16 protein-coding genes are annotated in these 14,173 nt (G+C 63.7%); all 16 read left to right on the top strand.

Features of this window, described 5'->3' with window-relative positions; all coding sequences use genetic code 11:
• Positions 1 to 10 precede the first annotated feature (10 nt).
• The 16 genes from ACZYSP_RS08695 (at position 11) to ACZYSP_RS08620 (ending at position 14,125) form a co-directional block, all read left to right on the top strand.
• The gene (locus tag ACZYSP_RS08695; RefSeq protein ID WP_093073490.1) at positions 11 to 1,285 is read left to right on the top strand and encodes a phage portal protein; all 1,275 of its coding nucleotides are present in this window, start codon (positions 11 to 13) and stop codon (positions 1,283 to 1,285) included.
• Entirely contained in the window at positions 1,263 to 2,099 is an 837-nt protein-coding gene (locus ACZYSP_RS08690) for a head maturation protease, ClpP-related (RefSeq protein ID WP_093073492.1), read from the top strand. Before ACZYSP_RS08695 ends, ACZYSP_RS08690 begins: the two co-directional genes overlap by 23 nt.
• Positions 2,100 to 2,101: 2 nt before the next feature.
• Positions 2,102 to 3,436: a phage major capsid protein gene (locus ACZYSP_RS08685; protein WP_093073494.1), complete on the top strand. Its 1,335-nt coding sequence runs from the start codon at positions 2,102 to 2,104 to the stop codon at positions 3,434 to 3,436.
• Positions 3,437 to 3,449: 13 nt separating this feature from the next.
• On the top strand, positions 3,450 to 3,614 hold the full coding sequence (locus ACZYSP_RS08680) for a hypothetical protein (protein ID WP_177192703.1): 165 nt from the start codon (positions 3,450 to 3,452) through the stop codon (positions 3,612 to 3,614).
• Positions 3,615 to 3,616: 2 nt separating this feature from the next.
• Positions 3,617 to 4,096, top strand: a complete 480-nt coding sequence (locus ACZYSP_RS08675) for a head-tail connector protein (protein WP_093073496.1) — start codon at positions 3,617 to 3,619, stop codon at positions 4,094 to 4,096.
• Positions 4,093 to 4,422, top strand: coding sequence for a phage head closure protein (locus ACZYSP_RS08670; RefSeq protein ID WP_093073498.1), 330 nt, complete (start codon positions 4,093 to 4,095; stop codon positions 4,420 to 4,422). The genes ACZYSP_RS08675 and ACZYSP_RS08670 overlap by 4 nt, the downstream gene beginning before the upstream one ends.
• 46 nt (positions 4,423 to 4,468) lie before the next feature.
• Positions 4,469 to 4,894, top strand: coding sequence for an HK97-gp10 family putative phage morphogenesis protein (locus ACZYSP_RS08665; protein WP_093073500.1), 426 nt, complete (start codon positions 4,469 to 4,471; stop codon positions 4,892 to 4,894).
• Positions 4,891 to 5,247 (top strand): tail completion protein gp17, encoded by a 357-nt coding sequence (gene gp17, locus ACZYSP_RS08660; RefSeq protein WP_093073502.1) that lies wholly within the window; start codon positions 4,891 to 4,893, stop codon positions 5,245 to 5,247. Before ACZYSP_RS08665 ends, gp17 begins: the two co-directional genes overlap by 4 nt.
• A gap of 107 nt (positions 5,248 to 5,354) precedes the next feature.
• The gene (locus tag ACZYSP_RS08655) at positions 5,355 to 6,002 is read left to right on the top strand and encodes a phage tail protein (protein ID WP_093073504.1); all 648 of its coding nucleotides are present in this window, start codon (positions 5,355 to 5,357) and stop codon (positions 6,000 to 6,002) included.
• Between the two features lies 1 nt (position 6,003).
• Positions 6,004 to 6,315: a phage tail assembly chaperone gene (locus ACZYSP_RS08650; RefSeq protein WP_426391964.1), complete on the top strand. Its 312-nt coding sequence runs from the start codon at positions 6,004 to 6,006 to the stop codon at positions 6,313 to 6,315.
• A gap of 89 nt (positions 6,316 to 6,404) precedes the next feature.
• On the top strand, positions 6,405 to 6,629 hold the full coding sequence (locus tag ACZYSP_RS08645; protein WP_218149732.1) for a DUF1799 domain-containing protein: 225 nt from the start codon (positions 6,405 to 6,407) through the stop codon (positions 6,627 to 6,629).
• A gap of 36 nt (positions 6,630 to 6,665) precedes the next feature.
• The gene (locus ACZYSP_RS08640) at positions 6,666 to 9,533 is read left to right on the top strand and encodes a phage tail tape measure protein (protein ID WP_093073510.1); all 2,868 of its coding nucleotides are present in this window, start codon (positions 6,666 to 6,668) and stop codon (positions 9,531 to 9,533) included.
• Positions 9,530 to 10,120, top strand: a complete 591-nt coding sequence (locus ACZYSP_RS08635; protein ID WP_093073512.1) for a hypothetical protein — start codon at positions 9,530 to 9,532, stop codon at positions 10,118 to 10,120. The genes ACZYSP_RS08640 and ACZYSP_RS08635 overlap by 4 nt, the downstream gene beginning before the upstream one ends.
• Complete coding sequence (locus tag ACZYSP_RS08630; protein WP_177192704.1) at positions 10,117 to 10,698, top strand: DUF2163 domain-containing protein; 582 nt, start codon at positions 10,117 to 10,119, stop codon at positions 10,696 to 10,698. Before ACZYSP_RS08635 ends, ACZYSP_RS08630 begins: the two co-directional genes overlap by 4 nt.
• Positions 10,695 to 11,090 carry a DUF6950 family protein gene (locus ACZYSP_RS08625; RefSeq protein ID WP_143062547.1) on the top strand — a complete coding sequence of 132 codons (396 nt, stop codon included), beginning with the start codon at positions 10,695 to 10,697 and terminating at the stop codon, positions 11,088 to 11,090. Before ACZYSP_RS08630 ends, ACZYSP_RS08625 begins: the two co-directional genes overlap by 4 nt.
• Positions 11,090 to 14,125 (top strand): phage tail protein, encoded by a 3,036-nt coding sequence (locus ACZYSP_RS08620; RefSeq protein WP_093073520.1) that lies wholly within the window; start codon positions 11,090 to 11,092, stop codon positions 14,123 to 14,125. Before ACZYSP_RS08625 ends, ACZYSP_RS08620 begins: the two co-directional genes overlap by 1 nt.
• Positions 14,126 to 14,173 lie beyond the last annotated feature (48 nt).

Below are 14,173 nucleotides of genomic sequence, written 5' to 3'. Positions count from 1 at the left end.
GACCGACTGAATGAAGATTCTCGACTTCTTCCGGCGCTCGAATGCGTCGGAGGTGCAGTCGCGTCCGCGCGCGGAGGCCTCGCAGGGGCATCAGTTCAGCGGCCTCGACGATCCGGCGCTGTTGGAGTACATCCGCGGCGGAACCACGGCCGGCGTGGATACGGCCCGTGACCGCAGCCTTCGGAACATGGCAGTGCTGCGTTGCGTGACGCTGATCTCCGAATCGATCGGCATGCTGCCGGTGAATCTGCAGAGCAGCGACGACAAGAAGCAGGTGCAAAGCGACAACCCGGCGCACCGGCTGCTGAAATACAAGCCCAACGACTGGCAGACGCCCATCGAGTTCAAGAGCCTCTTGCAACTGCGGGCCCTGCTCGACGGGCAGTCCTTCGCGCGCGTGATCTGGTCGGGCAGCCGGCCGATCCGCTTGATCCCGATGGATCGTGGTTCGACCAAGCCGCGTCTGAATAGCGCTTGGCAGATGCAGTACGACTACACGACGCCCGACGGCAATCAGATCAGTCTGCCGGCGAAAGAAGTGTTTCACCTGCGCGATCTGTCGCTTGACGGCATTAACGGAATCTCGCGTGTCAAGCTGGGTCGCGATGCGTTGGAGCTGGCCGAGCAGGCGGAGCGCGCGGCGTCGCGGACGTTCAAGACCGGTGTCATGGCGGGCGGTGCCATCGAAGTTCCGAAGGAGCTTTCCGAGAACGCCTACAACCGGATGAAGTCGTCGCTCGACACCGACTACACGGGCGCGGAGAACGCCGGCCGCTGGATGTTGCTAGAGGAGAACGCGAAGGCCAACAAGTTCGCCAGCACGGCATCCGAGTCGCAGCAGATCGAGAACCGAAACCACCAGATCGAGGAAGCCGCGCGCATGTACGGCGTGCCCAGGCCGCTTCTGATGATGGATGACACGAGCTGGGGCAGCGGCATTCAGCAGTTGGCGATCTTCTTCATCCAGTACGGGCTATCGCATTGGTTCGTGTCCTGGGAGCAGGCAGCCGCGCGCTGCCTTCTTCCCGAGGAGCAACTCGGACGCCTGCAATACAAGTTCAACGAAGGCGCGCTGCTGCGCGGCACGCTGGCTGACCAGGCTGCCTTCTTCTCCAAGGCGCTCGGCGCCGGCGGCCAAGCGCCCTGGATGTCGCAGAACGAGGTGCGTGAGCTGTCCGACCTCCCGAAATCTGCCGACCCACAAACCGACGCACTGCGCAACCCGATGACCCAGCCGGGCAAGCCGGCATCAAGGAACAACGATGAGCCTCCTGAACCTGCCTGAGATCCGGGCCGATCACCGCCTGGGCGTCGCACAGTTCGACGTTCGCCCTGATGCGCTCGAGCGCTGGCAGCCGGAGGTGCGCGCCGCAGTGGAAGGCGAGGCCTCCATCTCCATCTACGACGCCATCGGTGAGTCGTGGGACGGGCAGGGCTTCACGGCCAAGCGCATGAGCGCGGCACTGCGCAGCATCGGCGCCCGAGACGTGACGGTCAACGTCAACTCTCCTGGCGGCGACTTCTTCGAGGGTGTCGCCATCTACAACATGCTGCGCGAGCACAAGGCCAAGGTCACGGTGCGCGTGATGGGGCTTGCTGCTTCGGCGGCGTCCGTGATCGCGATGGCCGGCGACGAGATCCTGATGGGTGATGGCGCGTTCCTGATGGTTCACAACGCATGGGCCGTCGCCATCGGCAACCGCCACGACATGGCCGACGCAGCCGCACGGCTGGCACCGTTCGACGACGCGATGGCGCAGGTCTATGCCTCGCGCACCGGCCTGTCGAAGGCTGAGACCGCCACTTTGATGGACAAGGAAACCTGGATCAGCGCGGCGCAAGCGGTCGATGACGGCTTTGCCACTGGCCTGATCGAGCGTTCCGACATCACCCAAGACACCAAGGCGCAGGGCGGCAAGAAGGCTCTCGCGCTGATCGAAGCGTCGATGGCGCGTGCGGGGCATTCCCGAACCGCTCGCCGTGATGCCTTCAAGTCCCTTTTCACTGGCACGCCGGGCGCTGCCTCTGAAGCCGCCATGCCGGGCGCTGGCGAAACCGCAGCTTTGCTGCTTTCTCTCACCAACTCCCTCAAGGTCTAACCATGAAACGCACTCTCATCTCTCTCGCGGCTGTTGCCGCACTCTCCGTCCTGGCCGCCGGTGCCGCCTATGCGTCCGCCGTCGATGCGGTCGCTGCCAAGGCTTCCGCGAATCCCGTCCCGCGCGGCCTCATTGCCGTTCGCGCGGACGGTGGCCCTCCGGGTGACATCAAGGCCACGGTCGAAGCACTCAACAAGGCCTTCGCCACCTTCAAGGAGGAGCACACCAAGCAGCTCGAAGACATCAAGAAGGGCAACGCCGATGCGCTGCAGGCCCTGAAAGTCGAGAACATCAACGCGGACATCGCCCGCTTGCAGAGGGAGGTTGACGACACCAATGTGAAGTTGGCAGCGGCCCAGATGGGCGCAGGGACCGGCGGCAAGGCCGTGGCGGATGCCGAGTACACCGGTGCGTTCCGCGCGCACTTCAAGAAGGGTGATGTCCAGGCGGCGCTCAACAAGGGCGCGGACGGCGAAGGCGGCTACCTCGCCCCGGTGGAGTGGGATCGCACCATCACCGACAAGCTCGTGCTCGTCTCTTCGATGCGTCAGCTGGCCACCGTGCAGCCGGTGTCGGGGGCTGGCCTGACCAAGCTGTTCAACCTGGGCGGCACCGCATCGGGTTGGGTTGGCGAGACCGCGGCGCGTCCGCAGACTGCTACCGGCACCTTCGCTTCGCTCGGCTTCGGCTGGGGCGAGATCTATGCGAACCCGGCGGCCACCCAGCAGATCCTCGACGACTCGGCCATCAACCTCGAAGCCTGGCTCGCGGGTGAGGTGGAGACTGAGTTCTCCAAGCAGGAGGGCGCCGCATTCTTCTCCGGCGACGGCACGAACAAGCCGTTCGGCATCCTCACCTACGTCACCGGCGGCGCCAACGCAGCGAAGCATCCCTTCGGCGCGATCAAGACCGTGAACAGCGGCGCAGCGGCTGCGATCACCTCGGACGGGATCGTTGACCTCATCTACGACCTGCCTTCGGCATTCACCGCGAACGCTGGATTTGCGATGAATCGCAAGTCGCAGGGCACGATCCGCAAGCTGAAAGACGGTCAGGGCAACTACCTCTGGCAGCCGTCCTATGTGGCCGGCCAGCCCGCCACCCTGGCCGGCTTTCCGATCACCGAGGTGCCGGACATGCCCGACATCGCCGCCAATTCGGTGCCGGCCCTGTTCGGTGACTTCAAGCGCACCTATACGGTGTACGACCGTGTCGGCGTGCGCGTCCTGCGCGACCCGTTCACTGCGAAGCCCTACGTGCTGTTCTACACGACCAAGCGTGTTGGTGGCGGCGTTCACAACCCGGAGCCGATGCGTGCGCTGAAGATCTCGGCGTAAGCAGGGGGACACCATGAAGCTAAGCAAGCCGTTCAAGGGTGTCCCCGACGGGGAGATCTACCCGGTCGAGTACCAGGCGGGCGACGAATGTCCGCCGGAACTCGAAGCTGGTGCGCGTGAGCTCGACGCCTTGGAGCAGAGCGACGACAAGCAGCCCAAGGCGAAAGGCAAGGGCTGACCATGCCCGTCATTACGCTCGATCAGGCTCGTGCGCACCTGCGCGTGGGTGCAACGTACCCGCAGGAGCAGATCGGGCCGTACATGGCGGGTGCGGAAGACCATGCCTCGCAGTATCTGAACCGAGTCATCTACGCCGATTCCGATGCGATGAACACCGCAATCGAGGCGCTGCCCGCATCGTTGACCGCCGCACGCGTTGCCTACGAAGAGGCCATCGCTGCGGCGGCGCTGATCGAGAACGCCAGCGATCGCCGCGACGCCGTGGACATCGCGGAGTCGCTACTTCGTGCTGCCCGGGCGGGCAGGGCGCGGGCGCTCAATGGCATCGTCGTCAATCCGAGCATCATCTCGGCGGTGCTGCTGATCCTGGGGCATCTGTTCGAAAGTCGGGAAGACGTGGTGATCGCCGCGACCGCGGTTGAACTCCCGCACGGCGCTCGCGCGCTGCTTCGCCCCTACCGCCGGGTGATGATGCCGTGAGAGCCGGCACGCTCAAGGACTGGATCGCCATCCAGCAGGCCGGCACGGTGCAGGACGAGCTCGGTCAGCCGATTCCTGGGTGGCCTGTGCTCGATTCGGTGTGGGCGGACATACGCTTTCTGTCGGGGCTCGAATCCGCGCGCGCAGATTCGCCCGTGAGCATCGTCAAGGCCAGCATTCGCATCCGCCGGCGCACGGACGTGCTCGCGAGCATGCGTGTCGTGGACGACGAAGGCCGGATCTACGACATCAAGGCCGTCCTGCCGAACAAGCAAAGCCGCCAGTACATCGACCTGGTCTGCGAGACGGGTGCCAACAATGGCTAACGGTCGAGGCAACCCGGACGGGAGTGCTTTTCACATCGGCTTCGACATGTCGGGCGCCGATGCATGGCTGGACGGCATCCAGCGAGCCACAGAGGAATCGATTCGCCCCGCTGCCCAAGCAGGGGCCGAAGAACTCTACCTTGAAGCCCGACTGAGGGTGCCGCAGTCCGCGGAGCCGCATTACTTCTACGGCAAGAACAGCAAGTCAACGGGAGTCCGCTACTACTTCGAGCCCGGCAGCCTGCGCAACGCGATCTACCAGGTCTATTCGAAGGACAACAGCGGAAAGGCGAGGGCGACGTATCACATCGCGTGGAATCACCAGAAGGTGCCTTATGGCTTCATGGTCGAGTTCGGTACGAGCCGGGCTCCGGCACACCCGTTTCTGCGCCCGGCCTACGCGGCGCGTCGTGACTTCGCGATGGAAGTGGCTCGGGCCTATCTGGTCCAGGAAGTGAAGAAGGCGATATGACGGTCGAGGCAGATCTTCACAACGTGCTCGCCGCCCTGGTTGACGGCCATGCATATCCCGATGTCGCGCCGGAAGACGCCGTGACGCCCTACATCGTGTACCAGCAGGTCGGCGGCACACCGATCGCATTCGTCGAGCGCGCCTTGCCTTCGAAGAAGAACGGTCGTTTTCAGGCCGCAGTGTGGGCCGCGACGCGCAAGGAAGCTGCAGCAATCGGCTTGCAGATCGAGAACGCGATGCTGCTCGCAACCGAATTCCAGGTCGAGGTCGTCGGCGGCCAGATCGCCGACTACGACTCCGAGACAAAGCTGCGCGGCTCGCGCCAGGACTTCAGCATCTGGTCCGACCGATAGACCGCAACCTTTTCCAACCCGGCCCGCCTCGCAGCGGGCTTTTTTCTGCCCGCTCCGGGCTCTGCAACCACCGGCATCGCCCGGATTTCCTCTGAAAGGCCATCACCATGAGTGCATCGCTCCCTAACGGCACGATCTTCTCGCTCGCCGCCAGCTACGCCGCTGCGATTCCGTTCACCATCTTGAGCAATGCCGCGCCCCCGCAGGCGACAGCAACTGCCCACGGCCTGACCAACGGCGACATCCTGGAGGTGACCTCGGGCTGGCCACTGCTGAATGACCGTCCCGCACGCGTCGCCGGTTCGACCGCGAACACCTTCAACCTCGAAGGCCACGACTCCACTGATCTGACGCGCTTCCCTGCGGGCAGTGGCCTTGGTTCGGTGCGCAAGGTACTGACCTGGCAACAGATCTCGCAGGTGATGCAGAACGCATCGTCCGGCGGCGAACAGCAGTCGGTCGAGTGGGTCTACCTGGAAGACGGCATCGAGCGCAGCAAGAACACCTTCAGGAAGGCCAAGGTGCTGACGCTCACGCTCGCCGACGACGCCGCGCAGGCCTGGAACGCCGTGCTGCTGGCCGCCGACCAGGACGGCAAGAACCGCATCCTGCGCGCCCAACTGCCGAGCGGGGGTTCGATCTACTACAACGTCAACGTCGGTTTCGACCCCGAGCCGAAGCTGGATGCCAACCAGATCATGACCGTGACTGCGACCTTCCGCAGCCAAGGCCGCTTCATCCGCTACGCGAACTGATATGGCACGAATCAGTCTCAACCCCAACCCGACCTTCAAGGCGATGGTCGAGATCTGCCGGCCAGGCCTCGAAGCCGAGAAGGTCGAAATCACGTTCAAGCATCGCACCCGCGATGAAATGGACGAGTTCATCAAGCAGATGGCCGAGATGTCGATCGAAGACCAGGTGATGGCCGTGGCCACTGGCTGGGAACTGGTCGATCCGTTCAACCTGGAGAACGTGAAGCTGCTCGCGCAGAACTACATCACGGCGCCCATGGCGATCCGCGACAAGTACATCAGCGAGCTCATCAAGGCCAAAGAAAAAAACTGATCGAGCTGGCCAGGGCCATCTATACGCCCGATGCAACGCCGTATGAAGCGGCCGAGCTCGGGCTGACGGTAGAGGAGGCCAGCTTTTCGGTGGAATGTTGGCCCGAGCACCAGGCTGCCCTTTCGGTTTTCTACAAGCTGACCACCCAGTGGCGCACCGGCTTTGCTGGTGCAACCGGGCTGGACTATGGGGCGCTGCCGGCGGTCTTCCGGCTGGCTGGCGTGCCTCGGGCGGACTGGGCGGCTCTCTTCGAAGACATCCGCGTCATGGAGCGCGGAGCGCTTCACTACATGCGCGAGCAGAACTCGCAATAGCCACCTTCGGGTGGCTTCTCTTTTTCTGGGATACCGATGGCCGATCTAACCGCACAGATGGTGTTCACGGCCGACGCGTCAGGCGTTGAGGCTGGTGTTGGCCAGGCCAAGCGCTCGCTCGCCGATCTGGGCGTGACCGCTGCCAAGGAAGGCAAGAAGGCGGCCGAGGGCGTTGCTGCCATCGGCGAAGGAAGCCAGCAGGCCGCGGCCAAGGTCGACACCAACACCAGGAACCTGATCAGCTCCATCCAACGCGCGACCGCCGCGGCCGAGGCTAGCAAGAAGTCGGGTTCAGAGTTCTACGCAGCGCTGGCCAACCAGCGGGGTGTCAGCACCGAGGTGCTGAAGCCATACCTGGCGCAACTCGATCAGGCGCTCGCCAAGCAGAAGGCTGCCCAGGAGGCGTTGAACGCGACGGCGCCGGCACTCGGCAGGGTAGGCGTGTCGGCCGCACAAACCGCCGCCGCGCTTCGTGGCGTGCCGGCACAGTTCACCGACATCGTCACCAGCCTGCAAGGCGGTCAAGCGCCGTTGACGGTGTTCCTGCAGCAGGGTGGCCAGCTGAAGGACATGTTCGGCGGCATCGGGCCCGCAGCCAAGGCTCTTGGCGGCTATGTGCTCGGCCTCATCAACCCGTTCACTGTGGCTGCAGCGGCTGCCGGCGCATTGGCGCTGGCCTACTACCAGGGCAGCCAGGAGGCAATTGCGTACAACAGGGCGCTGATCCTCACGGGCAACTACGCGGGGCAGACTGCAGGGCAGTTGCAGGAGATGGCCAAGGAGGTGGCCGGCACCACCAGCACGCAGGGCAAGGCGGCCGAGGCGCTTGCAGCGCTTGCAAGTACTGGTCGCGTGACGGGCGATGCCCTGAAGCAGGCAGCCGAGGCCGTCGTGGGGGTGAACCGCGTTCTGGGGACTTCGGTCAAGGACGCGGTCGATCAGTACATCAAGCTCGGCGATGAGCCCACGAAGGCGTCGGCCAAGCTGAACGAGTCGATGCACTACCTGACCCAATCGACCTATGAGCGGATCAAGGCGCTGGAGGATCAGGGGCGAAAGGAAGAGGCCGCGGCTCTGGCTCAGTCGAGCTATGCGTCTGCGATGAAGCAGCGTACCGGTCAGGTGACCGAGAACCTCGGCAGCATCGAGCGCGCGTGGAAAGCCGTGACGCTCGCCGCCAGCCAGGGCTGGGACGCGATCCTCGGCGTCGGGCGCAGCGCCACGATGCAAGTGCAGCTCGCGGAAGTGCAGCGCAAGATCACTGAGGCGCAGAAAGCCTCCAGCGGCAACAGCGTCACTGCGTCGTTCTACGAACCGCTGCTGAAGCGCCTCAATACACAGCAGGCTGTGATGCAGGCCGCCATCGGCTTCGAGAACGGGTTCGCGAAGATGGCCTCCGAGCGCGCCAAGGCGGAACAAGCAGGTGCCGACGCGACCGACGATGTCAACAAGTGGCAGGACAAGGCCAAGGGCGTCGATGCGGTCACGCGCGAACTGAAGAAGTACCGCGACGGGCTGGAGGCCATCCGCAAGGTCAACCCGAACAGCGAACTACTGACGCCCGATGCGATCAAGGCGGGCGAGGCGGCGATTCGGAAGGAGTTCGCCGGCAGCAAGGGGCCGAAGGAGAAGGCCTTCCAGGACGATGCGGCCACCAAGATGCTGGAGACCCTGCGGCAGACGGAAGCGGCGCTGAAGGACCAACTCGACGGCGAACTCAAGATCACCGACACGCAGAAGAAACAGGTCGAGTTCCAGCAACTAATCGCTGATCTCAAGGGCAAGAAGATCCTCACGGCGGAGCAGCAGAGCCTGCTCGCGAACAAGGATGCGATCGAAGAGCAACTCAAGAAGAACGTCGCACTGTCCAATCAGCTCGAGTTCGAAAAGAAGATCGCCGAGATCACAAAGAAATCGGCCGAGGACGCGAAGCAGTTCCGCCAGCAAATGGATGCAATCAATGTGTCGATCGCAGGTGGCCAGGATTCTCGGAATGAACAGAGTGACCGCAGTCTTGCTGCATTCGGCCTTGGTGATCGGGCCCGGCAGGAAGTTGAGGCGCAGCGCTCGATTCGGGCGGAGTTTCAGCGCTATCTGACCAGCGCCAACAAGGAGGCCGGCAAGACCGGTCAACTGGGTTCGCCGGCATATCAGGAGGAAGTCGCGCGCATCAAGAAGGCGCTCGACGACGCACTGGCTGCGCAGTACAACTACTTCGATGCACTGAAGTCCAAAGAGACGGATTGGCAGAACGGCGCCACGACAGCGCTCGCCAACTACACCGACGCGATTCGCAACGTCGCTGCCACGACCGAGCGAGCATTCACGGATGGGTTCAAGGGGGCGGAGGACGCGCTGGTGCAGTTCGTGACCACTGGCAAGCTGAGCGTCAGCAGCCTGGCGAATTCCGTCGTTGCCGATCTTGCGCGCATCGCGGTTCAGCAGACCATCACTGGGCCACTGGCAAAGGGGCTGCTCGGTGCTCTGAACGGGGTGGGGGGTGGATCGGCACTCAGCGGAGACGCCGGCTACCTCAATCAGATCGGTCTTTCCGGAACTTCGGGTCTCGCTATCACAGGGGGCGGACTGGACTGGGGCAAGCTCTTCGGCAGCGTCGGCGGATGGTTCAGTGGCTTGAAGTTTGCACAGGGTGGCGTTCCACCGGTTGGCAAGGCAAGCCTGGTCGGCGAGAACGGCGTCGAGATGTTCGTGCCGAGTGTGCCCGGCACCATCATCCCGAACCACGCGCTCAACGGCGCGGGCGGGAGCGGCGGGACCACCGTCTACAACCTCACGGTGGGTGATGTGGCGACGAAAAGCATGGTGATCGAAGCCATGAAGACCGTGCAGAACCAGCAGATGGCGCGGTATGCGCGGAGCCGCGACTTCGGGGGAGGTGTATGACCGTCATTGCAGCCCCAAGCACCTTCAAGCCCGATTCGTTCTCGATGTACTTGGCGACCAATGAGCGCGCGTTCGCCTCGCCTTACGAGGGCAGCGAACAGGTACTCGACATGGGGAATGACCGCTGGAAGATCTCGTTGACCCTACCTCGCGATAGACCGGAGGTCGCTGCGCGCAACGAAGCCTTTCTGAATGCTCTGCGCGGCCAGACCAACACCTGCTATCTCTGGCACATGAAGCAGCGCGTACCGCTAGGCACCATGCGCGGCGCACCTTTGACGAATGGGGCTTTCGCCGGCACCGACTCGATGATCATTGGCACAACGCCAGGCGCCACGCTGTTGGCGGGCGACATGCTGGGCGTGGCCGGCCTGCTGCTGCAGGTGCGCGATGACGCTGTTGCGGATGGCTCCGGCGTGATGACCGTCACGTTCGTCAACAAGTTCCGCAAGTACATCAACGCCGGTCTGCCGGTGATCTGGGACAGGCCCACTGCACCGTTTCGCAAGGTGTCGAATGCCTCGTTTCAACACTTCTTCGGCTACGCGGAGGGGGTATCTATCGACTTCGTGGAGGCGATCTCGTGAAGTCGCTCTCGCCGGCCTTTGTCGCTGCATTGGCCGGGCCGACTCCGCAAGTCGCGCAATTGGTCTCAATGCACTTCGCTTCGGGCGTTGTCGCGCTCAACTCGATGAATCGGGATCTGGACTTCGGCGGTATTACCTACAGGGGCGCGGCCGGCTTAGGTGAGATCAGCCCGATCAAGGACTCAGCCGGTAGCGAGGTGCAGGGCCTGCAGTTCGCCATGTCTGGCGTCGCGTCAGAACTCCTGGCCCTGGCCTTGTCCGATGCCACCGTGGTGCAGGGCACTCGTGTCGTGATCCGCCTGGCACTGATCGGAGAGGATGGTGCTGTCATTGATGCGCCAGTTGACTGGGATGGCTACCTGGACACGATGCCAATCTCTGCAGACGGCCAGACCTGCACCATCACCGCGACGGCGGAAAGCTCCGCGGTGGATCTGTTGCGGGGCAATGCGATGACCAACAGCAACGCCGATCAGCAGGCGCTGTACCCAGGCGACCGCTCCATGGAATACATCGTGTCGCAGGACGGCGTCCCCGTCGTTTGGCCGACCAAACAGTACTACATAGACAGCCGATGAGACTTCCTGACTGGCAATTGCGCCTCGCCGAGTTCGGCCAGGCGCGCGCAAGCATGCCCTTCCGCTGGGGATCGAACGACTGCTGCTCCTTCGCGGCCGCAGCAGTTGAAGCGATCACCGGCGAGAACCCAATGGCCGCGGCAGATCGCTATGACAGCGAGTTCGGTGCGCTGCGCCTGATTGCTGCCGCTGGCGGCCTTCGCGCGTTGGTGTCGTCGTTCCTCGGCGATGAAATCCGGCCCGCCGCCGCTGCCGTGGGCGACATCGTGCTGGTGTTGAACGACGGCGCCGAACTGGTGGGCGTCTGCAATGGCGTCAACGTCATGGCGCCCAGCGCAGGCGGCATGGTCGCGCTCTCAATGGATGCTGCCGTCGCAGCCTGGAGGATCTAATGCCGCAGGCAATTGGATACGTGCTGGTCAACGTTGCGGGGTGGACCGCAGCCGCTGCCACCGTGGCTGCCTACGCCATTACGCTCGTGGGCACCATGGCGCTCAGTGCCTACCAGAAGCGCAAGGCCGAGCGTGCAGCGAAGGCTCAGTTCGACGCCGCGCAGGTCGATCGGCTGGTCAATCTGCAGGGCACCGTCGTCCCGCGCCAGCTGGTGCTCGGGCGCACGCGCGTGGGCGGCCATTGCTTCTTCAAGACCAGCGTTGGCCAGTACAAGGAGCTGTTCGTCATGTGCGTGGCCCTGGCCGAGCACGAGATCGACGGCATCGAGCAGATCTACCTGAACAACCAGCCGGTCGAGGTGAACGGGCTCGGGCAAGTCATCACCGCGCCCTATGGCCGGCCGGCCAACATCAGCGTCGAGAAGACTTCGTCTTCCACGACCATCGAGCTCGATTTCGACCCCATCGCGGGTTCTGTGTCTGCGGTGGAGCGATACCCTGGATTGCTTGGCCAGCACGAGGTCGAGTGCAGCGTCAACGGTCGGACGGTGACCATCATCAACCCGCTACCGGGCTGGTACTTCACGGTCTACTACCAGTACTCGGGTTTCAATTCGTTCGTGCGCATCCTCCAGCACTATGGCTCTCCGGATCAGGAGGCCGATGGCGAACTGATCTCGATGCTGCCCGGGGTCTGGACACCGGCCCACCGTGCACGAGGCATCGCCTACCTGGTCTGCCAGTTCGCCTACAACGATGGAGCGCTACCTTCCGGCATCCCGACCGTGACGGCGCGGATTCGCGGCGCGAAGCTGTACGACCCGCGGGATGGTGTCACACGCTTCAGCGAGAACCCGGCGCTGATGATGCGCCACGTCATGATGCATCCGCGCTTCGGCAAGCGCATGAGCATGAGCGCCAGCGAGGACTCCAGGATCATCGCCGCTGCCAATGCTTGCGAGACAGCCATCAACTACACCGGCACCGAAGAGGTGGCGATGTACCGGTCGGCTGGCGTCTACCTCGAGGGCTCGCCCGCGCGCGACGTGCTCGACGACCTTGCCCAGGCGATGGCCGGCAAGTGGGCTTACGCCTCTGGCGAGTTGTTCGTCCGAGCTGGTGTGTACCAGATGCCGGTCATGGATCTGACCGAAGCGGATCTGGCCGTCGTGCAGACCGAGACTGGCGGCTCTGTTTCTCAAAGCGCGATCTCGATCAATCCGCATCAGCCGCGCAACGAGAAGGTGAACACGGTAGCAATCCGCATTTGGGACCAGGCTGCGAACTATGTGGAGACGCCGATCACGCCTTTCCGGGCCGATGCGCTGGTGGCCGACGACGGTGCCGAACTGTCGCAAGAGGTCACCATGCCAGGAGTTTTCTATGCCGGGCAGGCCTACCACGCCGCTGGCATCCTGCTGCGCGATAGCCGCGATCCGCTCACCGTCACGCTTCCGTTCAAGCTGCGCGCCTACCCACTAGAGATCTTCGACACGGTGCGGCTCACGCTCGCCCACTTCGGGTGGGTCAACAAAGAGTTCCTGATTCAAGACCGCACGTTCTCGCCGAGCAGTGGTGTGATGCTGGTGCTGAAGGAAACGTCTGCGGCGATCTTCCAATGGGGCGCCGCCTTCCTGCCCGGCGGCTATGCACCCAATACTGGCCTGCCGAAGCCTTGGGACATCCACCCGCCGCAGATCCTGTCGGTGGACAGCGGCGAAGGACAACTCATCGTGCAGAACGACGGCACGATCCTGAACAGCGTGCTTGTGACGTGGGCCCCGATTCAGGATGCTTCGATCCTCAACGGCGGCACGGTCGAGGTGCGGTTCCGCGTGCTGCCCGATGGCGGCTGGCGCAGCGTCACGGTGCCGGGCGATGCCACCGAGGCCAGGCTGACGGGGGTGAATGACCTGGATGTCATCCTGATCATCGCTCGCACGTCCAACACCATCGCGGGCAGCGACTGGAGCACGCAGCTCTCGCATACCGTGATCGGCAAGACCGAACCGCCGCCGAACGTCGAGAACCTTTCGATCTCGGGCTCTGTGCTCTCGTGGAGCCTGCTACGGCGCGTGCCCGACTTGGCCGGATTCGTCTTCCGTTTTCACTATGGGCAGAACCTCGACTGGAACAGCGCGGCGCCGCTGAACACCGGATTGGTCACGCAGAGCCCTTGGGAGCCGGAGATGCGACCCGGGGGCGTGGTCACCATCATGATCAAGGCCCAGGACACGAGCGGCAACCAGTCGTTCCTTCCGGGCAGCATCGTCATGAACCTGGGCGATCCGCCGATTGCCAACGTGATCGAGCAGTGGAACTACAAGGCGATGGGCTGGCCCTATGACGCCGCCGAGTCGTCGGGTTGGTCTTTCGTCAGTGGCGATCCGACGGCCGATCCGCTCGACTCGTTCTACGGTTCGGATAACCAGGCGTTCTACGGCGGAGACACCGATCCGTTCTACAAGGCCGAGTCCTATACGGAGATGGTCTACGTTACGCCGTATCTGCCGATCAACTCGGCGCTGGCCGGGTCGGTCATGACGCTGACTGCCGACACGGAAGGTATCGATCTGCGCATCGAGTATCGGTTCGCTGGGCCGGGCGCTTTCTACGGGCCGGACAGCGATTCGTTCTACGGGCCTGATGCCGACTCGTTCTATGGCGCTTCGGGCGATTGGCTGCCCTGGCCCGGTCAGATCGCTGTCACCAACGATGTCTATCAGTTCCGCGTGACCATCGGCGCCGGCGCGGCGCGCGGCATCCTGAAGCAACTCATCGTGACCGTGGACGCGCCTGACATGGAGGAGCGGATCGCCGATCTGCCTGTCGCTGCGGGCGGCACAGTGATTCCCTACACCAAGAACTTCACGAAGATCGCGGTGGTGAACGTGCAGCTGCAGGCCAACGCCAGCGGCGCAATCACCACCGAGACCGACAAGACGGCACCGCTTGCTCCAAAGATCCGCGCCTTCAACGCGGCGCACACCTCTGTGGCCGGCGCCACTGTCGACATCCTGATCCAGGGCTACTAGCCCGAGCTTTCCCATCTCAATCGGCCCGCCGCGTGCGGGCTTTTTTTC

The sequence above is a fragment of the Variovorax sp. F042 genome (genome assembly GCF_057814215.1).
The sequence above is the reverse complement of the archived record's forward strand: the minus strand, read 5'-3'. Positions and strand labels throughout refer to the sequence as shown.

Excerpts from the sequence above, each read along its gene's own strand:
- ACZYSP_RS08695 (WP_093073490.1), top strand. The coding sequence starts at position 11 with ATGAAGATTCTCGACTTCTTCCGGCGCTCGAATGCGTCGGAGGTGCAG.
- ACZYSP_RS08690 (WP_093073492.1), top strand. The coding sequence starts at position 1,263 with ATGAGCCTCCTGAACCTGCCTGAGATCCGGGCCGATCACCGCCTGGGC.
- ACZYSP_RS08685 (WP_093073494.1), top strand. The coding sequence starts at position 2,102 with ATGAAACGCACTCTCATCTCTCTCGCGGCTGTTGCCGCACTCTCCGTC.
- ACZYSP_RS08680 (WP_177192703.1), top strand. The coding sequence starts at position 3,450 with ATGAAGCTAAGCAAGCCGTTCAAGGGTGTCCCCGACGGGGAGATCTAC.
- ACZYSP_RS08675 (WP_093073496.1), top strand. The coding sequence starts at position 3,617 with ATGCCCGTCATTACGCTCGATCAGGCTCGTGCGCACCTGCGCGTGGGT.
- ACZYSP_RS08665 (WP_093073500.1), top strand. The coding sequence starts at position 4,469 with ATGTCGGGCGCCGATGCATGGCTGGACGGCATCCAGCGAGCCACAGAG.
- gp17 (WP_093073502.1), top strand. The coding sequence starts at position 4,891 with ATGACGGTCGAGGCAGATCTTCACAACGTGCTCGCCGCCCTGGTTGAC.
- ACZYSP_RS08655 (WP_093073504.1), top strand. The coding sequence starts at position 5,355 with ATGAGTGCATCGCTCCCTAACGGCACGATCTTCTCGCTCGCCGCCAGC.
- ACZYSP_RS08650 (WP_426391964.1), top strand. The coding sequence starts at position 6,004 with ATGGCACGAATCAGTCTCAACCCCAACCCGACCTTCAAGGCGATGGTC.
- ACZYSP_RS08640 (WP_093073510.1), top strand. The coding sequence starts at position 6,666 with ATGGCCGATCTAACCGCACAGATGGTGTTCACGGCCGACGCGTCAGGC.
- ACZYSP_RS08635 (WP_093073512.1), top strand. The coding sequence starts at position 9,530 with ATGACCGTCATTGCAGCCCCAAGCACCTTCAAGCCCGATTCGTTCTCG.
- ACZYSP_RS08625 (WP_143062547.1), top strand. The coding sequence starts at position 10,695 with ATGAGACTTCCTGACTGGCAATTGCGCCTCGCCGAGTTCGGCCAGGCG.
- ACZYSP_RS08620 (WP_093073520.1), top strand. The coding sequence starts at position 11,090 with ATGCCGCAGGCAATTGGATACGTGCTGGTCAACGTTGCGGGGTGGACC.